Annotated in this window: 14 protein-coding genes and 1 pseudogene; 8 read left to right on the forward strand and 7 right to left on the reverse strand. The window is 42.7% G+C overall.

Annotation, left to right across the window (positions count from 1 at the left end):
- Position 1: 1 nt before the first annotated feature.
- The 6 genes from HWQ47_RS18550 to HWQ47_RS18575 all read left to right on the forward strand — a co-directional run bounded on the left by HWQ47_RS18550 (position 2) and on the right by HWQ47_RS18575 (position 6,329).
- Positions 2 to 1,372: an FAD-dependent oxidoreductase gene (locus HWQ47_RS18550; RefSeq protein WP_269967545.1), complete on the forward strand. Its 1,371-nt coding sequence runs from the start codon at positions 2 to 4 to the stop codon at positions 1,370 to 1,372.
- Positions 1,373 to 1,374: 2 nt separating this feature from the next.
- On the forward strand, positions 1,375 to 2,283 hold the full coding sequence (gene kynA / locus HWQ47_RS18555) for a tryptophan 2,3-dioxygenase (RefSeq protein ID WP_269967546.1): 909 nt from the start codon (positions 1,375 to 1,377) through the stop codon (positions 2,281 to 2,283).
- Positions 2,284 to 3,252: an alpha/beta hydrolase gene (locus HWQ47_RS18560; RefSeq protein WP_269967547.1), complete on the forward strand. Its 969-nt coding sequence runs from the start codon at positions 2,284 to 2,286 to the stop codon at positions 3,250 to 3,252.
- 547 nt (positions 3,253 to 3,799) lie between these two features.
- Positions 3,800 to 4,471: a signal peptidase I gene (gene lepB / locus HWQ47_RS18565; protein ID WP_269967548.1), complete on the forward strand. Its 672-nt coding sequence runs from the start codon at positions 3,800 to 3,802 to the stop codon at positions 4,469 to 4,471.
- 448 nt (positions 4,472 to 4,919) lie between these two features.
- Entirely contained in the window at positions 4,920 to 5,114 is a 195-nt protein-coding gene (locus tag HWQ47_RS18570; RefSeq protein ID WP_269967549.1) for a hypothetical protein, read from the forward strand.
- A 435-nt stretch (positions 5,115 to 5,549) separates the two neighbouring features.
- Positions 5,550 to 6,329, forward strand: a complete 780-nt coding sequence (locus HWQ47_RS18575; protein ID WP_269967550.1) for an FUSC family protein — start codon at positions 5,550 to 5,552, stop codon at positions 6,327 to 6,329.
- Positions 6,330 to 6,409: 80 nt separating this feature from the next.
- On the opposite strand, the gene HWQ47_RS28000 is transcribed toward HWQ47_RS18575, so the two are convergent.
- Positions 6,410 to 6,628, reverse strand: a complete 219-nt coding sequence (locus tag HWQ47_RS28000; protein ID WP_333481918.1) for a gamma-glutamylcyclotransferase — start codon at positions 6,626 to 6,628, stop codon at positions 6,410 to 6,412.
- 230 nt (positions 6,629 to 6,858) lie between these two features.
- Between HWQ47_RS28000 and HWQ47_RS18580 the strand changes: the two are divergent.
- Positions 6,859 to 7,434: pseudogene (locus HWQ47_RS18580) on the forward strand (CatA-like O-acetyltransferase); the annotation flags it as partial.
- 357 nt (positions 7,435 to 7,791) lie between these two features.
- Here the strand turns inward: HWQ47_RS18580 and HWQ47_RS18585 are convergent.
- The 4 genes from HWQ47_RS18585 to HWQ47_RS18600 form a co-directional block, all read right to left on the reverse strand.
- Positions 7,792 to 8,772 (reverse strand): transposase, encoded by a 981-nt coding sequence (locus HWQ47_RS18585; RefSeq protein ID WP_269967551.1) that lies wholly within the window; start codon positions 8,770 to 8,772, stop codon positions 7,792 to 7,794.
- 222 nt (positions 8,773 to 8,994) lie between these two features.
- On the reverse strand, positions 8,995 to 9,306 hold the full coding sequence (locus HWQ47_RS18590) for a hexameric tyrosine-coordinated heme protein (RefSeq protein ID WP_269967552.1): 312 nt from the start codon (positions 9,304 to 9,306) through the stop codon (positions 8,995 to 8,997).
- A 182-nt stretch (positions 9,307 to 9,488) separates the two neighbouring features.
- Complete coding sequence (locus HWQ47_RS18595; RefSeq protein ID WP_269967553.1) at positions 9,489 to 10,706, reverse strand: fibronectin type III domain-containing protein; 1,218 nt, start codon at positions 10,704 to 10,706, stop codon at positions 9,489 to 9,491.
- Between the two features lie 734 nt (positions 10,707 to 11,440).
- Complete coding sequence (locus HWQ47_RS18600; RefSeq protein WP_269967554.1) at positions 11,441 to 11,932, reverse strand: hypothetical protein; 492 nt, start codon at positions 11,930 to 11,932, stop codon at positions 11,441 to 11,443.
- 482 nt (positions 11,933 to 12,414) lie between these two features.
- Here HWQ47_RS18600 and HWQ47_RS18605 point away from each other — a divergent pair, with 482 nt between their 5' ends.
- The gene (locus HWQ47_RS18605; RefSeq protein WP_269967555.1) at positions 12,415 to 14,124 is read left to right on the forward strand and encodes a proline--tRNA ligase; all 1,710 of its coding nucleotides are present in this window, start codon (positions 12,415 to 12,417) and stop codon (positions 14,122 to 14,124) included.
- A gap of 86 nt (positions 14,125 to 14,210) precedes the next feature.
- On the opposite strand, the gene HWQ47_RS18610 is transcribed toward HWQ47_RS18605, so the two are convergent.
- Together HWQ47_RS18610 and HWQ47_RS18615 are read right to left on the reverse strand one after the other, a co-directional pair.
- On the reverse strand, positions 14,211 to 15,791 hold the full coding sequence (locus HWQ47_RS18610) for an N-acyl-D-amino-acid deacylase family protein (RefSeq protein ID WP_269967556.1): 1,581 nt from the start codon (positions 15,789 to 15,791) through the stop codon (positions 14,211 to 14,213).
- An 8-nt stretch (positions 15,792 to 15,799) separates the two neighbouring features.
- Positions 15,800 to 16,981 carry a M14 family metallopeptidase gene (locus HWQ47_RS18615; protein ID WP_269967557.1) on the reverse strand — a complete coding sequence of 394 codons (1,182 nt, stop codon included), beginning with the start codon at positions 16,979 to 16,981 and terminating at the stop codon, positions 15,800 to 15,802.
- Positions 16,982 to 17,032: the final 51 nt, after the last annotated feature.

Raw genomic sequence — 17,032 nt, forward strand, 5'->3', positions numbered from 1 at the left:
TATGGATAAGCAGGTGAAAAACATTGCCGTTGCCGGAGCAGGACCAGTAGGTGCCCTACTCTCAGTGATGCTGGCCAAGCAGGGCTATAAAGTTGACCTGTTTGAGTCAAGAGTCGACTCCCGTAAAGCGAGTATTTATCAAGGTAAATCAATTAATTTAGCCCTATCTGATCGCGGCTGGTTAGCACTGCAAGCCATTGGTCTGGATAAGAGTATTCGTCAGCATGCTATCCCAATGTACTGCCGTATTATGCACGATCTTCAGGGCAACTTAACTAAGCAGCCCTACGGCAAAGAGGAGCAGGCCATCTGGTCAGTATCTCGCGCAGGGATTAATGAGCAGCTCATCTCACTTGCCGAAGAGGAGCCGTTAATTGATGTGCACTTTGAGCATCATCTGACTCAGCTTGATTTCGACACGCTCGACAGTGTGTTCTCAACCCAAGAGCAAGAAAGTAAAATCCACCATAGCGACCTATTTTTTGGTGCCGATGGCGCATTTTCAAAAGTCCGCCGCTTAGCCCAAGCACTACCGCGACAACGCATCAGTTACAGCCTCGACTATATGCCCCAAAGCTATATCGAGCTCACCATCGCCGCTAACGAGGATGGCAGCCATAAGCTGGAAAAAAATGCCCTGCATATCTGGCCCAGAAAAGCCTTTATGTTGATCGCCCTGCCCAACTCAGATGGCTCATTTACTTGTACCCTATTTTTAAATCATGAGGGTGAGCTTTCATTTGAGTCCTTAGACAACAGGGAAAAAGTCGCAGGTTTCTTTGAAGATTTTTTTGCCGATGCGTTGCCTCTACTCGACAATCCTATCGATGATTTTATGCACAAATCCGCCTCTCCCCTTTGCCTAGTTCATATCTATCCTTGGGTGATAAATAACAAGGTGGGGCTCATCGGTGATGCCGCCCATGCCATGGTGCCATTTTATGGGCAAGGAATGAATTGTGGTTTTGAAGATTGCCGTATTCTCAACGAGTTAATCGACGAACATGAGCACGACTGGGATCATATATTGGCGGCCTATCAAACTGAGCGAAAGCCCAACGGCGATGCCATTATCGAATTAGCCAAACGAAATTTTGTTGAAATGAGTGATTTATCAGGCGATAGTGATTTCCTGTTACGTAAGAAGATTGAAAGCGAATTCAATAGGATGTATCCACAACTTTGGGTGCCTCTGTATTCGATGGTCACCTTCTCGCCCCATCAGTCCTACTCATCAGCACTGGCAATTGGAGATATACAAAATGAGATCATGGACGAGATCATGCAATTAAAGAATATCCACCAAGAGTGGCAAGCCCCCCATGTTTATCAATTACTGCATAAACTAGTATTAGAAAAGCTGGAGAGATAATCATGTCATGCCCACATAGCAGTAGCCCTAAGCCAGCAAATCGACCGAAACAAGTTGATAGCCGAGAGAATCCAAAATCGAGCCAAACTCGGGAGATGGAAGATTCTATCCATACCGATTTTAAAGATGATATGTCATACGGGGATTACCTTTGCCTTGAACAGGTTCTCTCTGCCCAGCGCCCTCAATCCGACGTCCCTGATGAGATGCTATTTATCATCATTCACCAAACGAGTGAGCTCTGGCTAAAGCTGGCGGGTAACGAACTCGACACCATGATAAAAAATGTTCAGGACGGTGACTTTAGCCACGCCTTTAAGGTGATCTCACGGGTAAAACAGATCTTAAATCAGCTGACCCAATCCTGGAACATACTCTCCACCTTAACCCCGGTCGATTATCTCAAATTCCGCGACTCCCTCGGTCACTCTTCGGGCTTCCAGTCCTATGGTTACCGCAAGATTGAATTTCTATTGGGCAATAAAAATGCCGACCTTATTCAGGTCCATGAGAGCGACCCTAAAGTACACAATGAGCTTAAAACCATACTCGAACAGCCCAGTCTCTACGATGAGGTCATCAAAGTACTACATAAACAGGGGCTGCCCATCGACGATAGCGCACTCAATCGTGACTTCAGCCAAAGCTATCAATCCAATGAGTCAGTATTAAATGCTTGGCTCAGCGTCTATCGCAACGCAGATGAGCATTTTGAACTCTATGAGCTGGCCGAGAAGTTAATCGATATCGAGGATGCCTTTCAGCAGTGGCGCTTTAAGCACATGTACACAGTGCAACGTATCATAGGCAACAAGATGGGCACAGGCGGTTCATCTGGTGTCAGCTTTCTTAAAAAGGCCTTGGATATCAGCTTCTTCCCTGAGTTATTTGAACTGCGGACACACCTTTAAATGTTGTCGCCGCTAGAAAAGGACAAGCTGGATAAAGCATCTCTTGAGATAGAGTACTCACCGAGCAGCTGTGTCGATGACATCATGATCTATATCCAGCAATATATAGATCAAAGCCAAATCGTCATCCAACAAGCAGTTGCTGACAACTCTGTACTCAGAGATCTTAAGTACGGTGACCTTCACTGTAAACATAAAGAGGATGAGGTGCTCGATCTCTTTCTTCCTGCTCTTCAAAGCGCCAAAGGCAAAGGGTCAGCTACCGTTCAGAAAAGAAAGCTGCAGGTCTTTATCCACGGCGGTTATTGGCAAGAACTCACCAAGAAAGAGTCCGCATTCGCGGCCCAAGCCTTTCAACAAGCTGGCCACTACTTTGCCGTGATCAACTACAGTCTCGCCCCCAAAGCCAGCCTGACTGAGATAGTAGACCAGAACCGTCGCGCCCTCGCTTGGCTCGCTGCGAACGCCGATAAACTCGGCTTCGATGCCAACGAGATCTACCTCTCTGGCAGTTCTGCTGGCGCACATCTCTGCTTGATGATGCTGCAAACCGATTGGCCAAGCTACTTGGCTAGCACTTACCAAGCAAATCTGCCAAACATTAATACCACTCTTAACTCAGAGCTGTCCTTTATCAAAGGCGTCTGCGCCGTCAGTGGCATCTACGATATTGAGCCTCTGCTGCACACCACTATTAATGATCCATTGCAGTTAACGGCACTTGAAGTCGAAGCTAACAGTCCGCTGCGTCATGCCACTCAGAATCATTGCCCTGTGATTATCGCCTTTGGTGATAATGAAACTAGTGAATTTAAGCGCCAAAGCTTGGCTATGAAAGCTCAACTTGAAGAACAAGGGTTTACTGTTACCTTCAGCGAGATAGCAGGCCGAAACCATTTCGATGTGATTTTGGATTTAGGTGTTGAAGGGGCTTGGTTATTTGAGGAAATGCTCAAACAGATGGATTAGAGAGCGTTCTCACCACTGGAAGAAGGACGGGCTTTGCCCTGCTAGGGCAGCACTACGTGCCTGCGAGAACGCTCGCAAGCTCACTGCTAGGATGCTTCGCTGCGATAAGTTCATAAGATAAATATTTACACCTCTGACTGTTACTCCTCTTCGTGGTTCTCTGGGTTCTGTGTGGTAGATAGCTTTGGTTTATCGTTAAAAAAGATCATTCTCACCACGGTGAATATGGCAAAGCCATAAGCTTATGAACGAGATACAGGGACTGTAGAACTGGCCTTAAACAGGGATGTTATTGCGCTATGCTCCACAGAGTTCACGGAGAAGAGCAGGAGGTTTTCAAAATGTTTAAAGCAGTTGCTCCTCTCCGTGGTCCTCCGTGCTCTCTGTGGTGAATAGCTTTTATCTTTTATATCAAACAAAAAAAGCCGGAGGTTTGAGTAAAACCTATTCACACTTGGTAACACTTCAACCATGAACTTGTGGTTACTTCTATGGCCTACTTATACCAAGCAGTATTGGAAAGTGAAGAGAACAGGGAGATGATTTGATGGGTAAATTGAAACGCTTTTGGAAAAATAACAAACAGCTATTCATTTTTATTATTCTAATGTCTGTTTTTAGAAGTGCTGTGGCTGATTGGTACACGGTACCCACGGGCTCGATGCAACCAACCATTAAAGAGGGTGACCGTATTATCGTGGATAAGATGGCCTATGACTTAAGGCTTCCCTTTACTCAGATATCATTGCTTAAAACCGGTGAGCCCAAACGTGGGGAAATTGTTGTTTTTGAATCAAAAGCTGCAAAGAATCGTTTAATAAAACGTGTTATTGGATTACCTGGCGACAGCATCAGCTTAAGTAATGAAGTACTGTCCATTAACGGTAATACTCTGAATTACTCAATAGTGACCCAAAATAATCAAGAACTGATTGCCGAGGAGAACATTAAAGGGTTAATCCATAAAATCCGCATTGAAAAAGGTGCTAGCGATGGTTTAAGCCATTTCAATACGTTAACTGTACCTAAGAATCGCTACATGGTTATGGGGGATAATCGTCGTAACAGTGCCGACTCTCGGGTCTATGGTTTTGTGCCGAGGGGGGAGCTTAAGGGCAAAGCAACCAATATCGCATTCTCACTCAATTATGATAACCACTATATTCCCCGAGAAGGTAGATTTTTCATCGACCTCTACTCGGAGCAAGATCTAAACTAGTCCCTCACAAATCCAATTACACACAAGAACAAACAGCTGTATAGCTTGATGTGAGAGCCTTACTCCGTTATATTCAATAAATGATTTTGTTAAGCAAATGCATCAAAGCCATTAATCACGCTTTTATAAGCAAACCCTAATAAAAAAGGTGGCTGTGTTATAAATCTGCGGTGGAGATGTGCAGCAAACGATCACAACATGAAGATTTTTTGGCTGGTGTTTGTAAGTAATAGCTTTCCTCCGTGGTTATCAGTGTTCTCGTTGGGAAATAGCTTATGCCTTTATATAAGGAGATATGATGATTTTAATCTCTTACAAACCTAATACATTTAAATACAAGATTACTTTTTACCTCTATAATGTCAGGTAATGATATATACATAGCAACTAAGTATTTGCTGTTAGCTTACACAAGCTTTACTATTTGAATTCACCAATAAGGTTTTTAATGACCATTAAAAAAATAGATCCAACTACGTTAGACTTTCTTCTCAAACTCAGACGCGCAAAACAGATCGATACGTTAGAAACCATGACGGAAGCACTAGAAAGACAAAATCCTCTGGCCAGCGATCAAGAAGCGATTGCTTTAGCTTGGGTGTTACGAGAAAAAGAGATTAAAACAGGAATTTCATCCATTTAACGATTTGAACACCTTAATTTTATCTTCCATTGAAATAAATTACGCCACTTATAGGGAACAATAAGCCTAGAAAACAAGCTGGATCCTGAAACCCGTTCAGGATGACGGCCAAGAACGTTTCCCTACAAGTATAAATACAAGTCACACTTGCTCCTCTGTCTTGGGTATCCAATCAAGAGATATATGCAATCTACAAAAGAATAACATTGGGCTGTATGAGTGCATTACAGATGGCATAAAGTGAACATGCTAAGCCGTATTGATAAACGAAACATAGAAAAGCCCATCCTTATACGCTTTTAAAGTGACCAATATTTAAGCCAGCACTATCTGCAAGCGGCATTCATCAGTTTAGGTGCTCTTTTAGCACTCCTCCTCGATCCTCGAACACATCCCATAAGACAAGCTGTCGCTATCATTGCAGGCGTCATAGCAGTGATCTTGGCAGCAACATTAGGCCTGACATTGGTAGGTCACCCTCATTTAGCCATCACCTATTTGCTCGTGTTTGGCTTTCTTGCTGGTCAACCTAAACCAGAGCATGCGTACTGGGGACTACTGGGTAAATATTTCGTCAGCGCCTTACTGCTCGCTCAACTTGGGTTCCCAGCATCGTTCGACATTGGATTATCCTACTTTTATGGGGCAGTATTTGCGTTGATACTGATCTTATTACAGGGATCAATCTATAAAACCCAAGAGATGGGAAATTCACCTAATGATGAACTTATGCAAATTATTAAGGGAGATACTAACGGTCCCCTATACGGATTAACACTGCCATTAACTATCCTTGCTGCCACGGTATCTGTCGACTGGTTACATGTTACTCAACCAGGTTGGGTTGGCCTAACAATTCTATTTGTCATGCATATCAATGACAGGTTGTCATGGCATCGTTTATGGGATCGAATATTAGGCACCTTGATTGGTATCATCATTGCTTATATTGGAGTGCGCTATGCTAACCAAATAAGCTTGGCCATCATGGTCGCTGTGTTTGCTTTTTGGATACCCTACAGTCTTAGAAAAAATTATATGCTGTTTAGCTTAACGATTACCGTCACTGTGATGGTGGTTATCAATTTTGCATTACTGCCAAATGGAGATTTAAACCTAATGCAATGGCGCTTTTATGACACTCTAATCGGTTGCAGTTGGGTAGCTATTGCCCTGCTTATTACTCATAACTTACATCGTCATTCCAACATTTAATGTGCCTTGCTTCGCTGTACAGAAGGACAGGCTTTGTCTACTAGAAAGGCACAGCAAGGGTGGCACTAGGTGTCTTTTGGTTATGTATTTTCAGCTGCATAAATCCAACAAGTACGCCCTGATGTTAGCTCAGCAGCAACCCTTTTGTAGTCATCAACTTCATAATCATCGGCTAAGACTAATTCCTTGTCCGAAAGTTCGAAAACAGTGCCAGTGACTTCATCTTCAATATTACCGCTATACCTTAATATTAGATGTACATCCTTGCCGCTTTCTCTAATAACCCTTGCATCAGTAATCGTTAGTCACTAACAATATACTTTGAAAGCACATCTTTGTGTCCTACTAACTCCCGGCCAAAGTTGGCTATCTGCACATTTTTTTGTTGCAAAGTTCCATAAGAAAACAATAACGCCATGTTCACCTCTATTATCACTTTCATTTTCGCCTGCTAGCATTGAAAGTGATCATTGCGTAACGAGCCTGTAGATTGATTCATTTAAGTTAATTTTTAACACAATCCAGTGACTGTAGCTTTAATATCACCCTGACACTCAATGCAGCTGTATTATTTGACTATGTCAAACACAACCAACTCTCCTTTTCCCGTTGTTATCTATATCTATTACTAAAGGCTACAAATAACTATCAACCAATGGCTTTACGAATCGTCAATGGTGAGGTTTGGCACTTTAAAAATATTAACGCCAGTGTAGTACAGCTATGTGAAGATGAATCTTTTAGATTCAGTTATTTAGACTATTTTTCTGAATACCCTCAATTTGATGAGTTTGCAACTCATGCTGTGGCAAAGGCAAAAACAGAGTGTTTATTTTCACAAGACTTCAATAATAATGAAGGACAGCGTAATACGTTATATGTTTCAGTATTGCCTTGGATAAACTTCACCAGCTTTCAACATGCCACCCATTTACCGAGTGAAACGGGTATTCCTAAGTTGGTATTTGGTCAATTTAAGAAGAGTACAGGTACTATGCCATTATCAATAGAGGTCCATCACGGTTTAATGGACGGTGTGCATGTCGCAAAATTTGTGCAGCTATTACAGGATTATTTTAACAATCCACATCTGCATTTAACGTGATTTTTGAGACAAGTTAACGGTGTAGACGTAATAATGTAAGCTTAGAGGTGCAGCTTATAAACTTACCCAAAATAACGGGAATAAATGCGACTGCGAGTTTCTAAAATAGGGAGGCTATTAGCTAACATAATATGCCTTCCAATATGGCCACCCAAGATTATTCCACTTTCTAGTGCTCCTCCAATAAGAATATGAACCTTCTTGGTATTACGAACAATAAAAGCTCTATTCAGTCTAAATTCTTCATCTACGACCCAAATAAATACAATTCAATTCAATCAATAAACAACAGAACTACCGAGCATTAGTTCGGAATTAATATGCTAAATAATAAGATTTAGTAGCTAAGCGGTTTTATTAGGTACTACCCAGCCATCGTCGGCAATTAGCAGCCCCTTGTCTGCGTTTACGCTCCAAATGTTCGCTATAAATACCTAACGCTTCAAGTGTTCCTACTGGACCTTTAAATAATCGACTAAAGTCGGTCGTCAATTTTATCCAGTTTTTTAGTGGAACATTTATTCTCATTAGCATCTGCAGTGAGGTATCACTTATCATTCCACATTTGTCATCTCGAATAACTCTTCCGGTTTCATCAACAAGTTGCAGATAATCATTGATCTCGAACAACAAACCTTTTGCTATCCCCCTAGATTCATTACCTACAAAGGGCAATAGAACGCTCGGTTGTTCTCCGTTAAGAGCAGATTTAATCCTAAGTTGAATACTGGTGTGGTCTGAATGTTCAGTACTATCAGCCATTTTCGCGCGAATGGGATTTAAATCGACATAAGCCATACAGGCCAAAACAGCAGCGTCATCGAGTAATGCTTGAGATTTGAAACGGCCTTCCCAAAAACGGCCAGTACATTTGTCCTCTTTATTTGCCATGCGAGCTATCGGTTCGTTAAGTGCCCTCATAAACCAAGAAATATCACTTAATCGACTTCGATATTGAGCAATTGATTGCTTCAAATTATTGACCTCAGTAGTTTGTATTACTTCACCTTTAGCAAACTTCTGAGTGATATATGTACCTTTGAACAACTTATGCCAATGCTCGACTACCTCTCTATCTGTCCAAGCATTTGCTTCATAGATATCCAGTTTCAACACCAAGTGAAGATGATTTGACATAATCGCAAAAGCGCTAATGTCTATAGCGAAGACACTGGCTAACTCAAGCAATCTCGCTTCAACCCAACCTTGGCGATGCTCATAGGACTTCCCTGTATATTTATCGATACCTGTGAGCCATGATTTTCGTACGCATCTGGACACGCAATGATAGAAAGGAGTATCTTCCACACTGATTAATGTACTTCTTGGTCTAGCCATAACAACCTCAACCTAACGATGATAATTAAAGCTTAGACACCGGTTGATAATTCAGCGAATAAAGATGGGTGTCATGATTAGAAGGGTTGCGTAACGAGTCTGCAGCCGCGTACTGAACTTGTTTTGTTGTTCCTCACCAATTACAGCCCAGAATCTGGCTAGTGAACCAGCCTAAACTAGAACACCTCACTTCTCATTGCTCAACAATTTACTCGGTTAAGTTTATCGCCAGTAATTATTTGCAATAGCAATCGTTTTAAACTCTATTGCAACTAGCTCTGCCGAATACATTAATAGTTGAGGGTTATCGATATATTTTTGCCTAATCGCCATCTTCATTTTCGGATCTCGTACGATAGTTCCGATGGTTTTTCTCACCATTTTCATAGCAAGCGCGCGTCCTTCAAGCGGTGTGTTGGTGATCAGACTTGGCATGTAGTCTTCAGCCTTTTTCTCATCAGCTGCATATACAACCTGAAAAGGTGCAATTGATAAAACGGATAGAAACAAAATATTTCTTAAATAGTAAAACATAATAGAGCCTCTTAATATAGTATCGATTCGACACCTAACTTATAAGGATACTCTCAAAGAGTCAATAACAGAATTTTTACATCATAAGTATTTATACCCATCCACATAGAAACAGCCATCAACCTTCATTGATGACTGTTGTATTTTTAATCAGCTCAAGCAGTTTGAGTTATCCAGCCACTTCAGCGAGTTTTCCTCGGCTGCTCTGGCTCACGTAAATCATCCACAATATCTTTATAGAGCTCCGGATACTTATCTTCGACATAAGTATCGAGTGTTAACCTTTGTTCGACCAAACGGCTCTCTTGTTGCCAACGGCCCCATATTTGAGATTCACTGCCGACTAAATACTCTATTAATGCTTTAGGCTGAACAATATCGACGCTATCCTCCTCCATCATTAACTTTTGAGCAGTAAAAAGCTGTTGATCATATTGCGCGGCTAGATATTGAAATAGGCGTTGCTCATAGTAATGAGAAATTATCTCGGCATACTCGGCCAATATTGTTTCGTTGTGATCATCAACAATTACTACGGCCATCTTGTTGGCCTTGCAATCCCCTGGTGTATGGACATTGGTTTCACCCAACTGTAAACCCGTATCTATATCGTCATAAAAACCGTATGAAACCAACTTGTATTGACGACATTGCTTTAGACTTCCAAAAGAGAAAATCGACCCTGATGGTGCAGGCTCAACATCCAACCATCCTCGGCCATGATCAGAGCTAGTCCATGAGGCTGGCGGCTGATCTCTTTGGGAGCAAATAGAGTTCATCGAAGTCATATTGCCTAGCTTTTTATAACAAGTTCGCACAAACTCAAATGCAGCGGGGTTGGTATAGGTCACTTCGACATCAATTGAAGCTTCATATTTAGACGCCCCAGGCGCAACGTCCACGACAGATATATTACTGATCAGCACATCCGGTTCAGGCTCAGGTAGTGTGGATTGTTTGTAAGTCCCGATCTTACGCCACTTGGCATTTTTCCATTTACCACGCCAGTTTTTCTTTTCACAGTAACACCACACCTTAAACTTGTATTCAGTATCTGAATTCAAGCCCGTGGCGGTATAGCTATTTGGAATAGAAAAGTCTTCCACACCACCACACACATTCAAGGTAGGAGTCTTGCGATAGCAAACTTTATAGTTAGCGCCTACGTGATTATAATTACCGCTGGGCACCGTCCAAGTGACTGATATGGCACTATCATCACTACTCGTTGACCATACTGAACCAATTCCTCCTGCAGCATTGGCCCCACCACACATCATAAGAAGTAACAGCGATAAAGATAGCTTGCTGGCTCTGACACCTTGCTTAAATTTAGCCCTAATGCTTAGCATCGTCGCCACGGCGATCTGCCATATATCCACAGTTATATTATCCTTCATACCCCTTGCCCTCTTTTGAAAACTAAAGTGCCAAGATATATTCATAATGCTGGAACACTGAAGCCATTTCCGGGGCAATACAGGGTGAATAAGGTAAATAATGGGAAAGAATTAACGAAACATGAGTTAGAAAGTCGTTAACGTTTGCCCCTGATTAGACCTGAATATGAAAAGCGAGAGATGATACCAATTCCACTAAATAAGTGATCAATTCAAGGCGCATTGATGAAAAAATGGTTGATCCCTTTTAAGTCAATGCAAAGCAGAAGTGGAATGCCTGAGTGGCTCACGTAGTGCGGAGGTCAAAGCCCTTTATGCTACGTTAGAGGCTTTCGATATACGACTGCACGGTCTATTTTGTTCCATACAAAATGAGACATTTCCTCCTTCCTTGGAGGTCAGATACAGAAGGTAGGGCGAAGCACGACTGAATGGATTCAGGAGGTAGAGTAACGCAGGAGCAGTTACCGAGGATGCCAAAGCCGAGAATAACTATTAGCTTCAAGCATCTGTAAGCCACATGGATGTGGTGCATGTCGATATTGCACGACTATAGAGATATAGGAGGTAGAGCATTGTCAGAAATAAATGCCGAGGAGCAATATATTGACCTTGCCTACAGGGCTTTGAACTCCCGCTGAAAGATCACATTATTAGTGGAATTGGTATTAAATATAAGGCCGCGAATAGACGGCCTTATATTTTGGATTACTTAGCTGATCATATTTAGCGAATTAATAGACTTTAGCGACAATTTTATCACTGACAATATTGCCTTTAGAGTCTTCAATCCACACGGTAGACTTATATTTGCTGAGTTCGCCAGTCACATTGTATGTTTCATTTGCGATTGGATTGAATGATACGTTACCTGAAACTAACAAATTCTCACCAACCAAGGTTTGGCCATCAATCATAAACTGAACAAAACCAGCAATGGTAAATTGTTGCTCTTCGGTCATGACTGATCGAGTGACCATATAGGGCGTTATGACCTCTTTTCGGCCAGAGTTTTGTAGTCGAGTTCGGTAGCTAGCATTTTCAATTACCTTCTCATCTACCTGTGTCAATACAAAAAAGTGAGCCTTGGGTCCAGTGTGATGTTTATATGTATCATTCACACTCGCCGTCGTCCCTGAATATCCCTCAGGTATTGATGACTGAAAACTCATACAACCCGCTAAGTTAAGTAAAATAATACTTATCGCAATACTTTTAAATTTCACGTTTAATTTACTCCATCAATTTAAAAAACCACACTTGTAATATGTATAATTTATTGATTTAGATGAATATGATAAACAACCTCTGTAAGCGTTATGCGAAATAGAAATCTGTTCGCGATCTTGAAATGTTATCTACATATTCAGCCAGTTACAATTTAACTCTACATGACGTTTTTTTACTTAACAAGTTCGAATTTGTATCATAATAGCAACCAATTCAACTTATTGCTAACATTCGTATTTGGTAATATATTTAAGAGCAAGCCCCCATGCTAGCTGCGAAGAAGTGCAACCCATTCGACAAAATAATCATGCAGAACTGGTGTTACGCAAAAAATACAGGTAGGGGAGTCATACCAACAAAAGACGCGGTGAATGGTAGACAAAAAATCTTCCACCATGGATGGCAATAAACTTGATGACAGAAACCTGATAGATGATAAAATGTCGACCAATTTTATTTTCAGTACTGGATATCGGTAATGCGCGTTAGCAAGTACCTGCTTTCAACTCAAAAAGAGACCCCTGCAGATGCAGAAGTGGTCAGTCATCAATTAATGTTACGTGCCGGCATGATCCGTCGTAACGCTTCAGGCCTTTACAGCTGGTTACCGACAGGACTTCGCGTTCTGCGCAAGGTAGAAGCCATTGTCCGTGAAGAGATGAATAAAGCCGGTTCTGTTGAAATTCTTATGCCTATGGTTCAGCCTGCTGATCTTTGGGTTGAAACAGGCCGTCTTGAAAAATTTGGTCCTGAGCTGCTGCGTTTCCAAGACCGTCACAACCGTGATTTCGTGCTTGGCCCAACTCACGAAGAAGTGATCACTGATATCGTGCGTAAAGAGGTCAACTCTTACAAGCAGTTGCCACTGAATCTATTTCAAATCCAAACTAAATTCCGCGATGAAGTGCGTCCACGTTTCGGTGTCATGCGTTCACGTGAATTCTTGATGAAAGATGCTTACTCTTTCCACTTAGATCAAGAGACGATGGATGAAACCTACGAGACAATGTTCCAGGCATATAGCAATATCCTTAATCGCCTAGGTCTAGCGTTCCGTCCAGTCATGGCTGACACAGGTTCTATCGGTGGCAGTATGTCACACGAGTTCCATGTATTAGCTAACAGCGGTGAAGACTTAATTGCTTACTCAACTGAGAGTGATTACGCAGCCAATGTCGAAAAATGTGAAGCACCAATGCCTTCTGAAACTCGCGCTGCTGCCACTCAAGAGATGAGCTTGGTTGATACGCCTAATGCAAAAACCATTGCAGAATTGGTTGAGCAACACGGTATCGCTATCGAAAAGACAGTAAAAACCCTTATCGTTAAAGGCGCAACAGAGGAAGCACCTTTAGTTGCCCTTGTTATTCGTGGTGACCACGACCTTAACGAAGTTAAAGCTGAGAAAATTGCTGCAGTACTGACGCCGTTTGAATTTGCAGACGAAGCTGATATCCGTAAAGCGATTGGCACAGGTCCAGGTTCTATCGGTCCTGTTGGTCTTGAGATTCCTGTCTATATCGATCATGGCGTGAACGTGATGAGTGATTTTGGCGCAGGTGCAAACCAAGATAACAAACATCTGTTTGGGATCAACTGGGAACGCGATCTTCCACAGGCTGAAGTATTCGATCTCCGTAACATTATCGAAGGTGAGCCTAGCCCATGTGGTAAAGGCACAATCGCCCTACTTCGCGGTATTGAAGTCGGTCATATCTTCCAGCTTGGAGACAACTATTCTAAAGCCATGAACGCTAACGTACTCGATCACAACGGTAAGGCTAAGACCTTACTTATGGGTTGTTACGGTGTCGGCGTTAGCCGTATGGTTGCCGCTGCGATTGAGCAGAATCACGATGACCGCGGTATCACTTGGCCTGATGCGATTGCACCGTTCCGCGTTGGTATCTTACCAATGAACATGCATAAATCTCATCGCGTTCAAGATATGGCCGAACAGCTATATCAAGATCTGAACGATGCGGGTATCGAAGTGCTGTTTGATGATCGTAAAGAGCGCGCTGGTGTGATGTTTGCCGACATGGAATTGATTGGCCTACCTCACGTTGTCGTGATCGGCGATCGTAACATAGATAACGGTGTATTTGAGTATAAGAACCGCCGCACCGGAGAGAAGCAAGAAGTCCCATTCGATCAAATTGTTGAGTTTTTAAAATCAGCTAAATAAACTTTATCTTTTAGATAGTTTTTCTAGCTCCGTTAATAATGCCACTCAATTGAGTGGCATTATTTTTTACAGAGAATTGGGATACGCTACCTCAACACCTCTCCGGCTAATGTGCCTGTATATTGCTGTTTGTCTATCGCTAGCTGGCCATTGATGAGTACAGTTTCAACCCCTGTTGAGTAACGGTTCCAGTGAGAAAAATCAGCTTGTGCACGGTAGTTCTCTGTATCTAGAATAACAATATCAGCAAACATACCGACGCCCAGCTCCCCTCTGTTTTTCAAACCTAATATCTCTGCGGTTTTAGTTGAGCTCTGGTAGATAAACGCCTCAAGGGTTAACAGCGGATTGTGCTTAACATATTGCTGGTATTTTTGCGGGAATGAAGCGTATTTTCTCGGGTGACCATCGGTGCCATCTGATGAGGTAACCACCCAAGGTTTAACGATAAAGTTCTCTAGATCTTGCTCTGACATATTGAAAGAAGCCACCCTCACCTCACCACGTTGCACCAGTTCAATTGCCGTATCCACTTCAGATTTCCCCAGTGCTATAGCTATCTGTTCTAAGGTTTTTCCGACCAATTGTTGATCCTTAAATGCCGTAATAAGCAGGGCTTTACCACCGCCTCGTCGGCGCAAGTTCTCAGTGATCTTACTATTGAGTTGCTGATATAAATGAGGGGTATTTAAGCGTTCGAAAAAGGCTTTCTGTGAATCCGCCATCACCCATTTAGGCATAACGGCATTATGTAACTTGGTGCCAGATGCAAGCCAAGGGTATTGATCCGCCGAAATAGAGATGCCCTGAGATTGCGCCAACTCTACCTTGGCAATAACAGCCTCACTTTGTCCCCATACATCGACTCCCAGTGCTTTTAAATGAGCAAGGTGCAGATGAATATTGGCCTGCTTTGCAATCGCAATCGCTTCATCAACGGCGGATAATAAACCGATACTAAAACTACTCTCATCACGCAGGTGAGTGTCATAGATGCCATGATATCGAGCAGCCACTTTCGCCAATGCAATCACCTCATCGGTGTCGGCATAGTTCTGTGGTACATAGTAAAGCCCAGCTGAAAACCCCAAAGCCCCCTGTTCCATCGCCTGTTCAACCAGTGACTTCATGCCATTAAGTTCTGTTGTGGTGGACTTTCGCTTTGCTTTGCCCATCACTTGTTGGCGCACAGCGCCATGGCCCACCAGCATGCCCACATTGGTGCCAATGCCATTGACTAACAAATGTTTACTGAGCTTATCAATATTGGCACTGCCATCACCATCATTGCCCACGATAACCGTAGTCACGCCTTGAGTTAGATAATTGAGGTTATGATTATTATCGTGACTTTTAAGCTCGGCTAAGGCATGGGTATGGGGATCGACAAAGCCTGGGCTCACCACTTTGCCTTTGGCATCAATAACTCTTTTCGCCTTTACTTGTTTACTTCCTCTTGGATAGATATCACAAATGATGGCGCCACAAACCGCTAAATCCATTAACTCTAAGCGTTTATTTTTACTATTAAACACCTGACCTGAGTGGATCAAAATATCCACCTCAGCAAGCTCAGTGGATGATTGACGCGGTAATGGGCTCTCACTTGAACATCCCACCAAAGCGGGCAGCAAGACTAAGATAAGTAAGTACGGATTTCTAATCATATCAAGGTTCACTCTACTGGTTTCGAAGCGAGCATGGTCTGCATCAGGCTGTTTGCGGCATTAATCGCGAGGTTATCGATAAAGCGTCTGTTAGTGTTATCCCCCACCTCATAGGTGATGGCATGGACTCGATACTTGTCGGCAATATACTGCTTAAATACACCCATATCTGGATTGTTACCAGGTTGTTGAACCACCTTAAAACTGGCGTATTGGCTGTCTAAATCACCTAACCAGTGCTCTACCATCTGTGGGTTTTGTAACCCGTAATCCTTTGGCATGGTATAGAAGATATCTTTTCGAGTGGAATGAAAATCCACCGCAAAGTGAACCTTGTCTCCCGACGCAATCAAACGTTCAAGATAGCTTGCCACGACACGGGTTTCTGCCTGCTTAAATTTGCCCCAATCTCTGTTCAAATCAATGCCATTGGCATTATGACGCCAATTACCCACCTCTACGCCGTCAGGGTTCAAATTTGGAATGATGACAATGTTAAATCTCTGTCTAAACTGCTTAGCAAGTTGAGTGTTCGACAGTAACACCTCACTAAAGGGAAACAGTGCCATGGCGCCTGTCAGCTCGGGCGGATGTTGACGACCGAGTACCAATAGCCACTCCTTAGCCTCTTTGTTAGTATTCACTTCTAGCTTCATAATAGGACGCTGCTCAGTAGACAAACCAAGTAGCTCATGGCTTGCCTGCCCTTGAGCCATTAACGCCTCCCCCCAATATAGATAATCTTGATTATCAATGATCTCTTGGCCTGCCACCCAAATAGGTTGGTCAGTGGCAGTAAAGTGCATCTTTAACTGTTGATTTCTCAACGTGTATTCTTTAAGTGACCAGCTCTCACCGTCACGGCTTACTTTGGGTAAATATCGATGCTTGCCCCCTTCAACCTCCATCACAATATCCACCTCTTGGGGGGAGTCGGTCACCAACTTAAAGGCGTACCAAGCACTGTCATTAATCGGTGTATTTTCAGGGCTTAAGGTCAGTAAAAATCGTGTTTCACTGAGCTGCTGACAACGGTCAAGCCGACCCGTTGAAAAGTCAGTATCAAACTTAACATTGTCGAACTGACAGCGATTGTTGGTAGCAGTAGAGGCGCTCTGGCAAGCGGTAAAAAAAAGCAGGGATAATGCAATATAAAAAACAGTCGTAACTAATTTATAGGGTAGCAACATAACAGGACCTATATGCAAAGAAGCATGGCCCAAAAGGGCCATGCTTTAAAT

Source organism: Shewanella sp. MTB7, from assembly GCF_027571385.1.
In the GTDB taxonomy this organism is placed as follows: Bacteria; Pseudomonadota; Gammaproteobacteria; order Enterobacterales; family Shewanellaceae; genus Shewanella.

Excerpts from the sequence above, each read along its gene's own strand:
- lepB (WP_269967548.1), top strand. The coding sequence starts at position 3,800 with ATGGGTAAATTGAAACGCTTTTGGAAAAATAACAAACAGCTATTCATT.
- HWQ47_RS18605 (WP_269967555.1), top strand. The coding sequence starts at position 12,415 with ATGCGCGTTAGCAAGTACCTGCTTTCAACTCAAAAAGAGACCCCTGCA.
- HWQ47_RS18610 (WP_269967556.1), bottom strand. The coding sequence starts at position 15,791 with ATGATTAGAAATCCGTACTTACTTATCTTAGTCTTGCTGCCCGCTTTG.
- HWQ47_RS18560 (WP_269967547.1), top strand. The coding sequence starts at position 2,284 with ATGTTGTCGCCGCTAGAAAAGGACAAGCTGGATAAAGCATCTCTTGAG.
- kynA (WP_269967546.1), top strand. The coding sequence starts at position 1,375 with ATGTCATGCCCACATAGCAGTAGCCCTAAGCCAGCAAATCGACCGAAA.
- HWQ47_RS18615 (WP_269967557.1), bottom strand. The coding sequence starts at position 16,981 with ATGTTGCTACCCTATAAATTAGTTACGACTGTTTTTTATATTGCATTA.
- HWQ47_RS18585 (WP_269967551.1), bottom strand. The coding sequence starts at position 8,772 with ATGGCTAGACCAAGAAGTACATTAATCAGTGTGGAAGATACTCCTTTC.
- HWQ47_RS18595 (WP_269967553.1), bottom strand. The coding sequence starts at position 10,706 with ATGAAGGATAATATAACTGTGGATATATGGCAGATCGCCGTGGCGACG.
- HWQ47_RS18590 (WP_269967552.1), bottom strand. The coding sequence starts at position 9,306 with ATGTTTTACTATTTAAGAAATATTTTGTTTCTATCCGTTTTATCAATT.
- HWQ47_RS18570 (WP_269967549.1), top strand. The coding sequence starts at position 4,920 with ATGACCATTAAAAAAATAGATCCAACTACGTTAGACTTTCTTCTCAAA.
- HWQ47_RS18550 (WP_269967545.1), top strand. The coding sequence starts at position 2 with ATGGATAAGCAGGTGAAAAACATTGCCGTTGCCGGAGCAGGACCAGTA.